The sequence below is a fragment of the Streptomyces sp. WM4235 genome (genome assembly GCF_001279725.1).
Classification (GTDB): domain Bacteria; phylum Actinomycetota; class Actinomycetes; order Streptomycetales; family Streptomycetaceae; genus Streptomyces.
The window spans coordinates 1-14,302 of record NZ_LGDE01000012.1; the positions used below are offsets into that span (position 1 = coordinate 1).

Annotated in this window: 16 protein-coding genes and 1 pseudogene; 9 read left to right on the forward strand and 8 right to left on the reverse strand. The window is 70.2% G+C overall.

Annotation, left to right across the window (positions count from 1 at the left end):
- Nucleotides 1-95: 95 nt before the first annotated feature.
- Nucleotides 96-446, reverse strand: coding sequence for an HNH endonuclease (locus ADK55_RS38290; RefSeq protein ID WP_159041257.1), 351 nt, complete (start codon nucleotides 444-446; stop codon nucleotides 96-98).
- 259 nt (nucleotides 447-705) lie between these two features.
- Nucleotides 706-903, reverse strand: a complete 198-nt coding sequence (locus ADK55_RS35775; protein WP_078998376.1) for a hypothetical protein — start codon at nucleotides 901-903, stop codon at nucleotides 706-708.
- A gap of 198 nt (nucleotides 904-1,101) precedes the next feature.
- Here ADK55_RS35775 and ADK55_RS02395 point away from each other — a divergent pair, with 198 nt between their 5' ends.
- Together ADK55_RS02395 and ADK55_RS38295 are read left to right on the forward strand one after the other, a co-directional pair.
- Nucleotides 1,102-1,377: a hypothetical protein gene (locus tag ADK55_RS02395; protein ID WP_053675505.1), complete on the forward strand. Its 276-nt coding sequence runs from the start codon at nucleotides 1,102-1,104 to the stop codon at nucleotides 1,375-1,377.
- Nucleotides 1,378-1,639: 262 nt separating this feature from the next.
- Nucleotides 1,640-1,789 carry a hypothetical protein gene (locus tag ADK55_RS38295; protein WP_159041258.1) on the forward strand — a complete coding sequence of 50 codons (150 nt, stop codon included), beginning with the start codon at nucleotides 1,640-1,642 and terminating at the stop codon, nucleotides 1,787-1,789.
- Nucleotides 1,790-1,914: 125 nt separating this feature from the next.
- On the opposite strand, the gene ADK55_RS02400 is transcribed toward ADK55_RS38295, so the two are convergent.
- Nucleotides 1,915-2,550 carry a VOC family protein gene (locus ADK55_RS02400; RefSeq protein WP_053675507.1) on the reverse strand — a complete coding sequence of 212 codons (636 nt, stop codon included), beginning with the start codon at nucleotides 2,548-2,550 and terminating at the stop codon, nucleotides 1,915-1,917.
- 207 nt (nucleotides 2,551-2,757) lie between these two features.
- Between ADK55_RS02400 and ADK55_RS02405 the strand changes: the two genes are divergently transcribed.
- The gene (locus ADK55_RS02405) at nucleotides 2,758-3,381 is read left to right on the forward strand and encodes a hypothetical protein (RefSeq protein ID WP_159041259.1); all 624 of its coding nucleotides are present in this window, start codon (nucleotides 2,758-2,760) and stop codon (nucleotides 3,379-3,381) included.
- A 57-nt stretch (nucleotides 3,382-3,438) separates the two neighbouring features.
- On the opposite strand, the gene ADK55_RS02410 is transcribed toward ADK55_RS02405, so the two are convergent.
- Entirely contained in the window at nucleotides 3,439-4,296 is an 858-nt protein-coding gene (locus tag ADK55_RS02410) for an alpha/beta fold hydrolase (protein ID WP_053675511.1), read from the reverse strand.
- A gap of 100 nt (nucleotides 4,297-4,396) precedes the next feature.
- Here ADK55_RS02410 and ADK55_RS02415 point away from each other — a divergent pair, with 100 nt between their 5' ends.
- Nucleotides 4,397-4,807, forward strand: a complete 411-nt coding sequence (locus ADK55_RS02415; protein WP_053675513.1) for a winged helix-turn-helix transcriptional regulator — start codon at nucleotides 4,397-4,399, stop codon at nucleotides 4,805-4,807.
- Between the two features lie 741 nt (nucleotides 4,808-5,548).
- Here the strand turns inward: ADK55_RS02415 and ADK55_RS02420 are convergent.
- On the reverse strand, nucleotides 5,549-5,917 hold the full coding sequence (locus tag ADK55_RS02420; protein ID WP_053675514.1) for a nuclear transport factor 2 family protein: 369 nt from the start codon (nucleotides 5,915-5,917) through the stop codon (nucleotides 5,549-5,551).
- A 726-nt stretch (nucleotides 5,918-6,643) separates the two neighbouring features.
- Between ADK55_RS02420 and ADK55_RS02425 the strand changes: the two are divergent.
- Nucleotides 6,644-6,982 (forward strand): annotated as a pseudogene (locus tag ADK55_RS02425) (transposase); the annotation flags it as partial.
- A gap of 85 nt (nucleotides 6,983-7,067) precedes the next feature.
- On the opposite strand, the gene ADK55_RS02430 reads toward ADK55_RS02425, so the two are convergent.
- Both ADK55_RS02430 and ADK55_RS02435 read right to left on the reverse strand, forming a co-directional pair.
- Nucleotides 7,068-8,273 carry an MFS transporter gene (locus ADK55_RS02430; RefSeq protein ID WP_053675517.1) on the reverse strand — a complete coding sequence of 402 codons (1,206 nt, stop codon included), beginning with the start codon at nucleotides 8,271-8,273 and terminating at the stop codon, nucleotides 7,068-7,070.
- Nucleotides 8,274-8,323: 50 nt separating this feature from the next.
- The gene (locus ADK55_RS02435; protein WP_159041260.1) at nucleotides 8,324-9,028 is read right to left on the reverse strand and encodes a siderophore-interacting protein; all 705 of its coding nucleotides are present in this window, start codon (nucleotides 9,026-9,028) and stop codon (nucleotides 8,324-8,326) included.
- A gap of 136 nt (nucleotides 9,029-9,164) precedes the next feature.
- Between ADK55_RS02435 and ADK55_RS02440 the strand changes: the two genes are divergently transcribed.
- The 3 genes from ADK55_RS02440 (at nucleotide 9,165) to ADK55_RS02450 (ending at nucleotide 10,702) form a co-directional block, all read left to right on the forward strand.
- A complete protein-coding gene (locus ADK55_RS02440; protein ID WP_053675521.1) occupies nucleotides 9,165-9,764 on the forward strand; it encodes a TetR/AcrR family transcriptional regulator in 600 nt (199 codons plus the stop codon).
- 248 nt (nucleotides 9,765-10,012) lie between these two features.
- Nucleotides 10,013-10,411 (forward strand): hypothetical protein, encoded by a 399-nt coding sequence (locus ADK55_RS02445; protein ID WP_159041261.1) that lies wholly within the window; start codon nucleotides 10,013-10,015, stop codon nucleotides 10,409-10,411.
- Between the two features lie 78 nt (nucleotides 10,412-10,489).
- Nucleotides 10,490-10,702: a hypothetical protein gene (locus tag ADK55_RS02450; protein WP_199826422.1), complete on the forward strand. Its 213-nt coding sequence runs from the start codon at nucleotides 10,490-10,492 to the stop codon at nucleotides 10,700-10,702.
- Nucleotides 10,703-10,925: 223 nt separating this feature from the next.
- Here ADK55_RS02450 and ADK55_RS02455 read toward each other — a convergent pair whose 3' ends face one another.
- Nucleotides 10,926-13,286 carry an ADP-ribosyltransferase domain-containing protein gene (locus tag ADK55_RS02455; RefSeq protein ID WP_234349862.1) on the reverse strand — a complete coding sequence of 787 codons (2,361 nt, stop codon included), beginning with the start codon at nucleotides 13,284-13,286 and terminating at the stop codon, nucleotides 10,926-10,928.
- A 463-nt stretch (nucleotides 13,287-13,749) separates the two neighbouring features.
- Between ADK55_RS02455 and ADK55_RS02465 the strand changes: the two genes are divergently transcribed.
- A complete protein-coding gene (locus tag ADK55_RS02465; RefSeq protein ID WP_234349863.1) occupies nucleotides 13,750-14,148 on the forward strand; it encodes a hypothetical protein in 399 nt (132 codons plus the stop codon).
- Nucleotides 14,149-14,302 lie beyond the last annotated feature (154 nt).

The following is a 14,302-nucleotide window of genomic DNA, read 5'->3' on the forward strand; positions in this document are numbered from 1 at the left end:
TCCAGCGGGTACTTCCTCGGGGCAGACATCGTCTGGGTTCCTCTCATACGACCCATCTGACAGCCTGTCACCACTTCCCGCATCTCGGGGGAACCTCACATCCCTCGGGGGTATCGGAAGGACTCCTGTTCAGGCCGGTCTGCGGCGGCTTCGAGTACCTGGCGTTCCATCGGCCCGAACCTGGCGTTGATCACGGAGAGGTTGGCCTTGAAGCGCAGAACGGATGCTTTGGGGATGTCCTTCTTCTGGTCGAACCGAGTGTGACAGTTGAGGCAGAGGGCGATCAGGTTCTCGAAGGTGTGCTCTTGGACCTTCGCCCACGGTTCGATGTGCGCGATCTCCGTGGTGGTGTAGCGGCAGGTTGGGATGGCGCACATGTAGCCCGCTTCTTCAAGGACCGCGCGCTTGAGTGCTGCAGGTATGACTGGCCTGCTCTGATCGGACATTTCCGAACGGTATGGGTGGGAGGCCCTGCAGCACCAGAGGCATGGTGCTGCAAATCCCTGACTGCCCGATCGCTCGGCCGCCCGAGGGGCGGGTCGGGCGGCGGTGGTCTCGGGTTGTCGTGCCCGGGGCCCGCGCCGGTGACGGCTGCGATGTGCCGTCCTGGTACCGGCGCGTCGAGTCTCTCCGGTGGGCGTGACAGAGCCCGGCCGGGGGCTACGGACACGGCCGGGCTCTGCGTGCAGGGGGGACCGTCTGGGCTCAGTACGCGTCGTCGCGCAGGTGGCGATCGTCGTGCGCGGTCTCCTCGCGGCGGCGCTCCACATTCTCGGGGCGCTCACCGCCACGCGAGGGGGTGCGGGGCTCGGGGTGGATCGGGGCCTGGCCGGGTCGCTGGGGGCGCTGTTGTTGCTCGCGGTCCTTGCCCGGCTGCTGACGCTTGTCCTGCTTACCGCTCATGACGGCTCCTTGATGCGTGGGGGGGATTCCTCTCGCCCAAGCTGACACAGAGCGTTACTTCCCGCACCTTGGTGACTACTGATCGTGGGGAGGTGGTGTTGTCCCCGGGAGTGGGATGCGTCGGGATGCGGGCCGCGGTGTCGGTGCCGAAGATGACCGCGAACCCGTCCGTCGCCCGACCGTCAGGAGTCGACCGTCATGGTGGAGCGCACCAGGCGCAAGGACCGCACCGAGGTCACCTTCGTTCTTCCCGCCGATGTCCCGCCCGGTTCGGTCGGCGTGGTCGGCGACTTCAACGACTGGCGGCCGGGCGTCCACACTCTGACGCCCCGCAAGGACGGCAACCGGGCCGTCACGGTCGCCCTGCCCAGCGCGAGCGCCCATTCCTTCCGCTACCTGGCGGCCGGGGACTACTGGTTCAGCGTGGGGACCGCGGAGGCCCAGGATGGCGCCGATGGCCGCCTGCATGCCTGAACGGCCCAACCGGCGTGACAGCGGGCCATACCCGGTGTTGAGCACGACGACAGGTGACCGCCCGTCCGTCTCGGGCCGGGATCCGTGTGGGGGCCTCGCCCGCCGCGCCCGGAGGCGGGGCCGTCGTAGCCCCTTCACGGTGGGGCGGGGGCAGTCCCTCCCGCGGGCCTGAGGATCCCGTCTCCGAACGTCAGGCGGCAGCCCCGCAAGACACCGCCCGTGTTGGAGACCTTGAGTGTGACTGAGACCGCCTGTTGAGCCGATGTTGGCGCAGGCCGCCGAGGCGATCCCTGCCCCGGGCGTCATGGCGGGCGGACTGGCCTTTGAGCAGAAGTTCGACGGCCGCCGGGCGATCTTGTTCATCTCGGCCGGGCCGGGCGGGCGGCTGCTGCCGCCGACGCTACGGCGTTGATCGTCCCCTGCCTGGCCTCCTCGCTCACCGCCGTGTTTGACCTGCGCCGACTTCCTGCCGTCAGGGGGACACGCGCCAGCCGGGAAATCCCAGTCGGTTGCTCCCGCGGGGCAGTCTGGCTCTGGTCAGATCGTGACCGGGCCGTGGGCGGTGGCGAACTCCACCGACACCAGGCCCGGTTCCTCATCGTCGACCCAGGTGAGGTCGATCTGGTCGAGGGGGTGGTCGGCCGGTTCGCCGAGGAATTCGGCGATGGGGCCGGCGTCGCCGGCGATGGAGAGCCCGTTGATGGTGGTGGAGGTGCTCGGGTCGGCGCTCGGTCGCTGCTCGACGGGGACCAACCACTGTAGGAAGTAAGGCAGTTGCGGGTCCTCCAGCAGTTCCAGCAGGCCGATCTGCTTCCACCTCAGGTCGAACCCGTCGGGGCGGACGCGGTGGCCTTCGGCCGAGGTGCGTCCCAGACGGGCCTCGACTGGGGCGATGTCGTCGACGGAGACCACCCACCCAAGCCAGCCGCCGCCCTCGGCGGCGCGGCGCGCGACCGCCTGGCCGAAGGGCGCGCGGTCGGCGGCGGGGTGGTCGAGTGTGGTGACGACCTCGACGTAGGTGCCGCCGCTCAGTGGGAGAATAAAATTGCGGGTGCCGAATCGCGGGTGCACGCCTCCGTCGACGAACCCGGCGCCTAGGGCCGATCCGATCCACTGGACGGTCGAGACGAAGCTGTCGCGGGCCACGGCATAGGACACGTGATCAAGTCGCACGGCGCCATCATCACCTGACAACCCGTACAAATCCTGACGCCACGCCCGCCGCCCCGGCCGCGTCCGCCGTGAATTCAGTCGTGGAGCGGATCGATCACCGGCATCTCGGCGGGGGAGGCCCGCTCGAAGCCAGGCAGCAGCGCTGCCGCCACGTCGAGGCCCACGACCCGCTCGGTCAGTTGCTGCGGGGCGAGCGCTGCTGGCGCGGTGAAGCAGCTCGGAAAACACCTCCACGAATCCGGTTGCGACGGGGCAGCGGAGAAGTGGCTGTTGATCGCCGTTCAGTCCGGTGACGCCGAGGCGATGGATGTCCTTTGGCGGGTCCACCGCGACCGGGCGGTGAATGCGACCCGGCACGGCACGGCGCACGACGCCACGGCCGCGGTCTGGTGCAGGCGCGCTGCAGAGGCCGGCTGGGTCGCGGCGATCCGGAGCGTGAGTTCATGGGCGGAGCCCGATGAACGCGAGTTCTGCCTCCGGAAGGCGGTGGAAACGGTCGGTCCGTACGCGGGGACGTCTCTTGCCGATCTGCTTGACGAGGAGGGCCGGACCGCTGAGGCAGAACAGTGGTACCGCGGGTCCTGTCGCGAATCCGGTCTCATCGGCCGTCATGCCCGCAACGATCTGGCCCACCTCCTCATGAGGCAGGGGCGCCTGGAGGAAGCCTCGGGGTATTGGACAACGGATGTGGAAGCCGGCTCTTCGGTGGCCGCCGGCCTGCCGGCCGGCGTTCTGGAGAGGCCCGGCAGACCGGAGGAGGCCGGCCTGTGGCGACGGCGGGTTGACGTGCTGCGGGTCCGTGAGCGCGCGAGGGAGCTTCCGGAACGCTGAGCCGACGGTCATCACCGTGCGCAGCCTGATCCGGCGGTCCTTGGGCCCCGCGTCGGCTCACTTCGGTGGATCGGCGGCGAGGAAGGGAGCAAGGAGCGCGAACAATGCGTCGGGGCGGTCGAGGGGGATGATGTGGCCGCAGTCCTGGAGATGGTGTCCGACCAGGTCATCGGTGATGGGGCGGAGTTGGCGTTCGAGCCCGGTGCCGACGGGGTGAGAGCCGACGGTCATGGTGGGCATGGTCAGCCGAGCCGTCGCGGCGGCGTCCTGGAGCTGCTGTGCGCTGGTGGGCAGGGCCCGGTAATGGGAGAACGCGCAGCGAAGGGCCTCGCTTCCGGTGTACGCGTGGACGAAGGCCGCGCGGATGTCGTCGGGTACTCCTCGCCCGAGCGTCCCCGAGTCGAGGAAGAAGTCGATGTACGGGGCTTCGTTGCCGGTCAGGACGGTCTCGGCGAGGCCGGGGACGGCGTGGAAGCCGAACCACCACGGGGCGCCGCCCGCGACGATGCGTTCTGCTCCGGGCAGGCGGCCGAGCAGTGCTTCCATCACGACCAGGCGGCGGACGAGGGAGGGTCGGCGCAGCGCGAGCAGGACGGCGGGGGCGGTGCCCGCGTCGATGGCGACCACTGCTGCGCAGGGCTCGTCGAGTGCGTCGAGCAGCCCTTCGGCGTCGGCGGCGAGGGTGCCTGCGTCGTAACCCTCGACGGCACGTGCGCTGGCACCAAGGCCTCGCAGGTCCGGGGCGATGACCCGGTACTGCCTGGCCAGTCGCCCCATGATGCCGCTCCAGAGTCGCCAGGTGTGCGGGAAGCCGTGCAGCAGGAGAACAGCAGGTCCGTCTCCGGCGATTGCGACGTTGAGTTGGACGCCGTTCGTCGTGATGCGGCGCAGTTGGTGTGCGGTGGTGGCGGGCACGGCGGCTCCTCCAGCTGGTTACCATTGGTTACCAACGAACGATAGGTAACTGTCTGATGGCTGCCTAGACGGCACTTTCAGGGAAGGTGGTGAGCCACAGGTGACCACCCCGGGAGCCCGAGCCGCAGATCGTGGGGTACGCGGCGGTCTGTTCGACCCCTATTGCCCGACGCGGCAGTTGCTGGACCGCATCGGTACGAAGTGGACGTCCATGGCCGTCAAGACGCTCGCTGATGCCGCACCGGACGAGGTCCGCTTCGCTGAGCTGAGACGCCGGATGCCCGGCGTCTCGCAGAAGATGCTGTCCGTGACGCTGCGAAGCCTGACCCGCGACGGGCTGGTGTCGCGCCGGGTCGAACCGACCGTGCCGCCTCGGGTCTTCTACCGACTCACCAGACTCGGGCTGTCCCTTGAAGCCGCGCTTGCGGGGCTTCGGACCTGGGCGGAGGAGCACATGGCCGAGATCGACCGCGCCAACGAAGCCAACGACCAGGGGGGCGATGAGGGATAGGCCGGCCGGTTCCGCGTCCGGTACTGGTGGCCACGCCGGGCCGCCGGTTGGTTGGCGGGCCGGCGCCGCGGCGCGCGCCTTCCTCGACGAGGCTGCCAAGGAAGGCATCCGCCCCACGACCGCCGTGTCCGGCGCGAGGACGGTGCTGTACTGCTGCGGCGCCGGCCGGCGGACAAGCGCCTGCTCCCTCTGCGGAGCTTGAACTCGGCGGTTGCGGTACCGCGGAGTTGCTGTGTCCGTGAGTCCGCTCCCACGGAGGCCACGCTGTCCTGCACCGCTGGCACCCACGCGGGCAGGGACGTCTACCGCAACTCTCTCTTCCAGCTGCTGAACCTGCAGCCCAGGCGCAGGTTTCGATGAAGGATTCGGCGCCAGGGAGGCTGACGCGAAGCCCCTCGATTTCGCCGAGCCGGCCTTCCCACTCGGCCTCGACGACCCGGTCCAAGAGATTGCCACGGATCTCCACGAGCCAGCCACGCCGGGCCGGGCCGGGACGCAGAAGTGAGCAGCGGGCGCAGGCGTGTTCGTGGACGCAGGCGGTGCCTCAGGCGCGGGCGCGGGTGCCGACGGAGAGTTGGGATGCGGCCGGGTCGTGGCCGGGAGGCGGGCCTGTCCGGCGTCGGCGGTGCCCGTTGCGCGCACGGTATGGGGTGCTAGGCCGGGGCCGGGACGCGGTGCGCGTCCCGGCCCGGGTGTCACGGACGTGTTCTTGCCGCCGCGGTGAGGGTCGAGTGGTGCGGATCAGGCGGCGGGCATCTTGTCCAGGAAGCCGTAGACGCCCGTGACTTTGCCGGAGTCGTCGGTGACGAGGACGTCGAAGCCGATGGCGATGGGCTCGGCGCCCGGGCCGGTCACCAGGGCCCACTGGAAGCGGGCGATGTTGTGGTGGGTGTCGACGTTCCCGTGCAGCTCGAAGGAGAGGCCCTGGAACTGCTCGCGGGCGCCCGCGAGGACGGCCGCGACGCCCGCGTGGCCCTCGACCGCGGCGAGCGGGTCGATGTAGGGGGCCCCAGGGGTGAACAGGTCGGCGATGCCCGCGGCGCGACGGTCGGCGTCGGCCTCGTTCCACAGGGCGAGGTACCGGGTGACGGTGTTGGTCAGGTCGCTCATGAGTCGGCTCCTTGTATCAGCAATCGTAAAAATGCCGCCGGAAGCGGCGCAGAATCCGGGGGCGGGGTGTCGAGCTTCTGCATCGCGCTCTCCTCACTTTCCGCACTCGCTGTTTCCGGTGACGCAAACGCTACGTTGCATTTACAGGTCCAGCAATCATCTTACTGCGCACCAGAAGTGAACTCGCAGCTCAGCTAGGCCTTTTCGTTGCAATGTGTTGCATGTCAACGCAACGCTTGATCGCTTGCGTGTTGCAATGGGATGGGAGTGAACGCTATGTCTTCGTCCCCACCTTCCAGGCGGGACACCGGGGGATGTAGCGGCACACCCACCCGACTCCGCTACGCAGCCTCCACGGAGCCGCGAGGTCCGCCGCAGGGCGTCGTGGGGCACGATCCGCGATGCGCAGTCCGCCGGTCGGCAGCGGTCCCACCCGCACCATCGGAGCCGTCGGAGCCGTCGGAGCCGGCTCGTACGCTCCGTTCATGATCGGCGCGCGGCTATGCGGGGCACGAGTGCCGCGACGGCCCTCGGGTGATGTGTGCGGCTCCGTCCAGCGGTGACGTGCACTGAGCCGGTCACGCCGTGCGACCGGCGGGCCCGCCCACGTGGCATGTCGTGGCCCTTTGCTGTTCGTTGATCACTTCGGCTAGGGCCTGTGTGGTGTTGTGATCAGTTGTTGGGTTCTGTCCTCTTCGTGGGGTGGATTCCGGTAGGACTGTGATGGTGACGCGGAGGCAACTCGCCGATGCTCAGTGGAAGTTCATCGAGCCGTACCTGCCGTTCGGTGGGTTCGGGCCGTATCCGGAGCGGTTGCGGGAGCAGTTCGAGGGTGTGATGTGGCGGTTCCGGTCCAGTGGTCGGTGGCGGGAGATGCCTGCCGAGTTCGGTCCCTGGGCCACCGTGTACGGACGTTTTCGCGTCTGGCGGGACGCCGGTGTCTTCACCGCTCTGCTGGAAGGTCTGATCGTCGAGGGTGCCCGGGTGGGAAGAACGGACTTGTCGCTGGTCGGCGTGGATTCCCCTGCGGGCGCTGCTGATTTTCGGGTTCTGGCTCAACTTCTGTGAAGCTGGGCCTTACGCGCCGTGTCCGCGTCGGACCAATGGACTGACCTGCTGGTTCCCCTTCCGCCGTGACGAGGCGCGTGTTTCACGACGGATGTGCGCTGCCGGCCGTCGCGGTATGGGGGTCCGGTCGTGACGGCGGGCCCGCGGCCCGCGCGGTGGCGAGGCCCGCGAGGAGGCCCAGGGGGAGTGCCGAGATCCATACCAGGGCCGGTGCGCCGATGCGGCCGAGGGCGAGGCCGGAGGTGGGGCCGATCGCGGCGCCGATGTCTTGTGTGGTTGACAGGGCGGCTTGGTAGGTGGCGCTGCGTCCCGGTGGGGCGTAGCGGGTGATGAATGCCGAGGTGGTGGGGCCGGAGATCATCATTCCGAAGGAGACGACGAGAACGGCCGCGACGAGGGCTGGGTAGCCGAGTCCGGCGGCGGCGAATCCCGCGAGGCCCACGCCTTGGAGCGCGGCGCCCAGGAAGAGCATGCGCCTGGTGTCACGTCGGCGGGTCCAGCGGCTGACCGGGATCTGGAACAGGATGATCGCGAGGGCGTCGATGACGAACAGGGCCGCGTAGGCGGTGGTGCCCAGGGGGTGGAGTTGGTTCAGGAGTACCAGGCCGTCGGCCTGCCACCAGGTGAAGGTGATGCTGAGCAGGCTGCCGCCGAGGATGAGCAGCGCCAGTCTGCGGTCGCGCAGGATCCGGGCGAGCGCGCCGTACGCCTCCTTGGTGTCCGTCTCGGCTGTCTCCGGGCCGATGACGCGGTCGGGGGGAACGGCGACGAGCACCGTCAGGGCGGCGCCGACGAGCAGGACGCCTGCCACGGCGAACACGCCCGACAGCGAGAAGGCGACGGCTGCGGCTCCCAGGATCGGGCCGATGACGCCGCCTACGCTCGCCACCACGCGGGTCAGCCCGTAGGCGTGGGGGAGGTCCTCGTCGGCGTGCAGCTCGCCTATGAGCGCTGCGATGGTGGGGTGGAACGCCGACTCGAAGAGTCCCGCGGCGAGGAACAGACCGAGGGCGGGTACCGGGTGGTGCACCAGGAAGAGGCTGCCGTAGCCGAGAGCCATCCCGGTCGTGGAGAGCAGCAACATGCGGCGGTGGCCGATGCGGTCGGCCAGGGCGCCCCCGACCAGACCGCCGGTGAACTCACCGACGGCCTGAACGAGGAACAGCGTGCCGGCCGCCGCTCCGCTCAGCCCGCCGACGCGATCGGCCCACAGGATGACGAAGGGCAGCATGACGCCGCCGGCCAGGGCACCGAGCAGCCGGACGACCAGGAGTCCTCGGAAGGCCACCGTGACCTGTCGCGCCGTCGGTCCGCTCCGAGAATCGGGCGCTGCGGCCGTCACATCGGGTTCCGCGACGTGACGGCGGGGCGGCGGTCGGCCGTCCAGTAGCCCTTGGCGAAGACGTGGTCCGGCCGGACGCCCGCGCTGTGCACGAGTTCGCGGACCGCCCGCGCCGCGCCGGCCTCGGCGAGGACGTAGACCTGGTCGAAGCGGCCCGCCAGTATTTCCTCGGCGACCACGGCGAGAAGCGCCTGCGGGTCGCCGGGAGGCCGGCCGCCGCGCTCGAGCCAGCGCACCCGGCCCGCCGCGATCGGTACCCGGTCGGCGGGAGACTCGGTCTCGACGACGGCGGTGGCCTCCTGACCGGCCGTCAGCGCCTCGGTCAGGGCCGCGATCGCCGGCAGGGAGGCTTCGTCACCGACGAACAGATGGCCGTCGGCCGGGCCTAGTCGGAGCTTCCCTCGGGGGCCGGCGAACTCCACGGGGGAACCGGGTTCCGCGCTCGCCGCCCAGGTGCTGCCCGGCCCGCCGCCCGGGTGCAGGACCGCGTCGATGTCCCACTCGCCGACCTGTGGGCGGGCGTGCCGGATGGTGTAGCGCCGCTTGACCCGGCTTCCGCGGGCGTCGGTGAGGAGCATCTCGATGTCCTGGGCCGGGTGGGGGGTGAGCCCGGTGAGACTCGGTCCGCCCACGGTGAGTCTGACCGTGCGGGGGGTGAGGTGGCGCCGGGCCAGCACCGTGCAGCGATGGGTTGTTTTCATGGGCTTTCCCTCTGGTGTCCGAGAGCGGCGGGAACGGCTGGACATGTGTACGGCCGCCCGCATCAGTTTCGAGGCACTGTGCCTCGATATGAGGCTAGCACCATTCCGAGGCAGCGTGTCTTGATAAGCTGATCACATGCCACGCACAGCCCACGGACAGGCCACACCCGGACGCCCCCGCAGCGAATCGGCGCGGATCGCCGTTCTCCACGCCGTCGACGACATGCTCGTCGAGCAGGGGTACGCGGCGATGACCATGAAGGGCATCGCCGAACGCGCCGGAGTCGGGCGCCAGACCGTCTACCGGTGGTGGTCCACCAAGGCGGAGATCCTGCTGGAGGCGAGCACGTCCGACGCCGCCCACGAGTTGGACGTCGAGCCGCGGGCCCGTCCCGCCGACGACCTCCTCGCCTTCCTCGAAGCGCTGACCACCTTCCTCACCACCTCGCCGGCCGGCCTCGCCTACCGGGCACTGCTGGGCGAAGCGCAGCACGACACCGCGGTACGCGATCTCGTCCGCGCCGCCGACCTCGTCGGCACCGCCACCTCGGCCGTGCTCGCTCGCGTACGCCCGCACGCCCCCGCCATGCCCCCTTCGCCACTGGCCGCCGCCCAACTCGCCGGCCCCGTCGTCGCCGTCATCCTGGAGACCGGGAACCCCCTGACGCCCGCCGCGCTGCTCGCCGACCACGCCGGGATTCTGCTCGACGCCTGGACAACGGGCCCCCCGCGCTGAGCCGAGCGTCGGCCCCGTTCGCCGCACCGGGATCGTTCGTGCCGCCGCGCGTCGCGGCGGCCGGGTACCACCCGGACCCGCCGGCCGTGGACCACGACACCCACCCGCGAGCGCGTCTCCACCCTGGCCCCGTGGGCGGTGCGACCGAACGAGCGGGAGGCGGCGTCGGTCGTCGGCGCGACCGTGCCGGACCCGCGATTCCGGACCGCCCGCGCCGACGACCCCGCGCCTGGTGTCGCACCGTGTGGGTGGTCGACGCGACCGGAGCGAACCGGGCCTACGTTCACCACGAACAGGGATGGGGCGAGGGGCCGTTCGCCGTCACCGTGCACGGCGACCGCGATGTGTGGGCCGACACGGAGGACGTCCACGACCGCTGGGTGCTCCGTCCGGGGTCGCAGCGGTTCGACTCCAGCCTGCAGGAGCTCGCCGAGCGAGGATGGCCGGCCAGCCACGCCCCGTACGCGCCGTCCGGGTCGTCGGCCATGGACGCGATCTCCGCCTCCTGGCCGCCGGTGCCCTTCTGCGGCCGGGCAGCGGCCAGGATGCGAGGCGTGGCGGTGAGCATGTGCTCGATTTACCTGGCGAGGGGCGCGCCGCAGGTCAGCGGTAGGGAGTGCTGCGTTCCGGATCCCGGCTATCCCTGAAGCCTGCGGGGTAGGCACGTGCAGCAACTGCACAGAGTGAACGTCTATCGCTGTGCATATCTGAATTGGGAGATGGTCATGAGTCTTGCTGTGGCCAACCTTCAGAAGATCGACGACTACTTGGCCGCGGTCGGATCCTCCAGCGAGGGCCTCGACAAGGCGGTTGCTGAGCACGTCGACAAGGCCAAGGAGGCGTTGGCGCGAGGGGATGAGAAGGAGGCCATCGCGATCACGGCCAAGGTGCTGGAACGCCTGGAGAAGGCGCAGCGCAGTTCGAGCGGCGCCGCGTAGGAAGGTTGAGCCCTGCCGCCGCGGCGGCGGGGACTCAAGGTCAGCGGTAGGTCTGGTGGCACAGGGCCGCGATGCCAGGGCTGGTGACGCCGTGCGCGGCCCGGCACAGCTCTCTCATGTCCCCGGCACCGGCACGGGGTGCGGGGCGGGTCGGCCGGTGCGGTGCCAGGGCCTTCGGCCGTGCAGCGGCGGCCGGCACGTGGACCACCGCCGAGCGGTGGCCTCAGGAGACCAGGGGAGCGGCTTCCACCTCGGTCAGCCTGACCGTGCACAGTCCGCCGCGCTCGTTCCGCACGTCCGTCACCTTGAGCTGCGTGCCCGGCGCGAGGACGTACTCCTCCTCTCCGGTGAAGGCGGAGAAGTTCCGGATCCCGACCGCCTGGGCCGGCGTCACCTCGAAGAGCGTCCGCTTGCCGCGGCTGCCGAGGAAGGACCGGGCCACGCTCCGCTCGGAGGTGCAGGAGGAGACGCCCCACCACGTCACCGTCCGACCCACCGGGTACTGCGCCCGCAGGTCCAACGACACCCCGCGCCAAAGCGGTTGGGTGTGGGCGGGCAGTTCCGAGATCGCCGAGAACAGCAGCCGCAGGTACGGCAGGTAGGGCGTGATCCTGGTGCGGTCCGGGGAGCGGAGGACGGCGTTGATCTCGCGGTAGAAGGCGGACTCGCAGGTGTAGAGGTACAGCGCCGAGACCGCGTCGGCGGACGGCCCGCCGGTCGTCCCGTCCGCCCGACGCTTGCCGAAGTCGAGGGACCGGTCGATGTGCCCCGCGAGCCCGGCCAGCGTCTCCGCGACGGGCGCGACGGCGTTGCGGAAGTCCATCAGCGGGGTGTCGAACACACCGGTGATCGCGGGGAGGACCAGGCCCTCGTCCTTGACGCTGGTGAGGCGCTCCAGGTACATCTGGTGCAGGTTCATGGTCGACTCGATGAAGGCGCCCATGCGCGCCGCGACGCCGCCGTCCGAGCCGGCGCCGACCGCCCCCTCGTTCCAGCCCTTGCTCGGCAGCCAGTCGATGCCGTCGGCGCCCAAGGACGCGAGGGCCTCGTTCACCTGGGCGAAGTGGTCGCCCTCGCAGAAGATGTCGCCCTGCGCCGCCGGGTTCGCGTGGTCGATGTGCCGGACCTCGACGTCCGGGTACTTCTCCTGGAGCCGCAGGACGACCCTCTTCAGGCTGCGCGCGTGCGCCCCCCACCAGGCGAACACGACCCCGCGGTCCTCCTCGTCGGCGTCCTGCTTCGACCTGAGGATCTCCTCGACGATGCGCTCGGCCACGGGCCGCCAGAACGCCGTGTGCTGGTCGGCGCCCATCGCCCCGTCGCCGCTGGCGGTGAGCGAGGCGTTCAGCAGGAGCACGCCCTGCGTCAGCATCGCCTGGAACCACTCCGGCGGTTGGACGGTCTCCCGCTCCTTCAACAGCGCGCGGACGTCGGCGATGGGCGTCTTCTTGGCGATGCCGTACTTCCACATCGCCGCGGCCTTGATGAGGCAGCGGATGCTGACGACCCTGCCGAACTGACTGTCCTTCCAGTCGTTGAAGGTGTTGTCGAACATGGCTATGCCCGTCGCGCTCTCCTGGCGCGGGTACGGGTTCTGGCCGAAGACGACGACCTTCCACTTGTGCGGGGGATGGGGCTTGAGCGCCTGGAAGGTCAGCTCACGGACCGGTACGACCTCGGGGCCGCGCCCCTTCCCGATGAACCCGCCGGCGTTCGGCTGCGCCTCGATGACCGGCTTCAGCAGGGGGAGCCAGGGCTCCCCGCCGCCGTGGAACAGCTCGGTGAGGGCGAGGGGATCGGTGGCGTCGGTCATGGGAGGAGTGCTTCCGATCGTCGTGGTCGTCGTCGTGGTCGTCATCGTGACCGTGGTCGTCGGGGAAGGGACGATCTGGGCGGAGTGGTCGGCGGGCTCGGCGGGCGTCGCGGCCTTCGGCGGCACGATGCGCACCCGCTCCTCGACCGGCGCGTTCTCGATGCCGCTGAGCTGCGTGAGGATCGTGGCGCGCAGCTCGTCGTCGTCCTCGAACCAGTGGTCGTGGAAGAGCGTGTAGCCGGTCCACATCAGATTGGCGCACACCCGGGCCGGGACCCGACCGGTCTGCGCGCCCATGCCCACCAGCGCCACCGAGCGGATGCTGCCCGGAACCCTCCGGTTCTGTCGGTGCACGGCCTGGAACGCGGCGGCGCAGGACAGGGCCACGTTCAGCGTGTCGCTCACGTTCTGCGAGGAGCTCACCATGGTCGGCGTCGAGATCAGGTACCGGGGAACATCCGCTCCCGACGGGACGCAAACGGCGCTGCCCACTGGGAGGGCGCCGGCGAACCGCTCGCGGATCGCGCGCCGCACCCGCAGTTGGATGCCGGGACCGAGGTGCCGCCTGATGACGGCGTCGACCCCGCCGTCCATCCGTCCGCAGGAGTTGGTCGGGGTGACCCAGGCGTCGACGTCCTCGTCGAGGATGGATCCCCGGTGGATCTCGATGCCCGCAGTGTCCTCGAACGCCGCCCGCCACGCCTCCACCACACGCTCGTTGACGTCCGTCAGCACCACCCGGAGCCCGGGCTGCGCACTGCTCGCGGTCATCGTCCACCCCTCGTCGAAACGTCCCTCACAACACCCCGAACCTAACCGCCGGCACTGACAACACGGCTTGCGAGAGAAGGCTGACGTGGGGTCACGGGTGCGTCCGACGCGGGAGTGGGGGTGGGCCGGCAGGATGGGGGATGGAACGTGTGTTTGGGATCGGAGGACACTTCATGCGGTCCGCCGATCCGGCGGCCCTGACCAGTGGAGTCACAAGTCACCGTCACAGCCAGCCGGCCGTCCCGCGCTCCCGACCATCGGCCTCTCGGATGGACGACCCTCCCGGCCGCGTACCGCGCCGGTTCCGGCCGTGGCGGCGGACCCTGGAGGCAGGGGGATGACGAGGGAGGTGCCGGGGTGACGTTGTATCCGCCGGTGGAGCCGATGCTGGCGCAGGCCGCGGAGGAGCTCCCGCCCGTACGCCGCAGTCGCTTACGAGCAGAAATTCGACGGCCACCGCGCGATCCTCTTCACCCCGGCCGCCCCGGGTGGGCGGGTGCTGTTGCAGACCCGCCGCGGGTCCCTGGTTCAGGACCGTTTCCCGGACCTTGTGGCGGCGGCGGAGCAACTGCCCGGCGGCCTGGACCTCGATGGTGAACTCCTCGTCTGGGACCCGGAGGCCGGTGGGCTGTCCTTCGAGGCGTTGCAGCGGCGGGCCGCCGCCCGGGCCCGCACGGCCCCTGCCCTCGCGGCCCGCCTGCCCGCCCACTTCGTGGCCTTCGACGTCCTCCAGGCGGACGGAACGGAGCTGCTGGCTGCGAAGCGCCGGTTTCGTGTCAGTGGGGGGTGGGTGTCAGTGACAGCCCGTCAGTCCTGTGGTGTTCCCGCTGCTGGTGGGCCGGGTGGGCGTACCTGGCGCTGACGCGGTGGTGGTGTCCTGGCGGTACACGCTGACATGAGGGCATAGGTACGCAGGTCCGTCACTGTCACGGAAGCGGCACTTCTCAATCTCTGACGGGCGCTCAGAGGGGTCGTGTGGGCCTCCGGTTGTCGGAGGGGTGGGAGTGGCGTTGTTC